Origin of the sequence: Bradyrhizobium sp. SRL28 (genome assembly GCF_018596315.1) — a bacterium.
Lineage (GTDB): Bacteria > Pseudomonadota > Alphaproteobacteria > Rhizobiales > Xanthobacteraceae > Bradyrhizobium.
In genome coordinates, this window is record NZ_JAHEAG010000214.1 from 1 (window position 1) to 530 (window position 530).

A 530-nucleotide genomic window follows, 5' to 3' on the forward strand; every position below is an offset into this window, starting at 1 on the left:
TCGGCCAATGGAGCACGCGATGCCAAACAGCAAGGAGATTGAGGCGAAGTCGCACAACCCGGTGCCGCAGGGCTATGTGCTTGGTGCCGGAGAGGGTGAACACCTGATCCATTTTCGTGATGGCGGCAACATCTTCATCAAGGTCGACCCCGTAACGGGGTCCAATAATCTTGGCCTCGGCATTCAGCAGCTACCCAAGGGCTCAGGCATTCCGGTTCACCGACACCTCGACAGGGACGAAGCATTCTACGTTCTGGAAGGCAGTGGCACGGTCACACTCAACGATGTGCGTCACTCTTGCGAAAGAGGTGGAACGATTTTCATACCCAGGAACACGTGGCATGGTTTCAGTAGTCCAGATCAGGAACTGGTTCTGCTGTGGATCATGGTGCCCCCAGGCCTCGACGGTTTCTTTCGCGAAACCTGCAGCCGACCCGGCGAACCGCGAAAAGAATTGACGCGGGAGCAGATCAACGCAATCGGTCTCAAATATGGGGCAGAATACTAGGCGGGCTCAAACATTTGCCCAC

Annotated in this window: 1 protein-coding gene; it reads left to right on the forward strand. The window is 56.0% G+C overall.

Annotation, left to right across the window (positions count from 1 at the left end):
* Nucleotides 1-508, forward strand: a 508-nt coding sequence (locus KIP88_RS46045; RefSeq protein ID WP_214494658.1) for a cupin domain-containing protein, incomplete at its 5' end; no start/stop codon positions are given.
* Nucleotides 509-530: the final 22 nt, after the last annotated feature.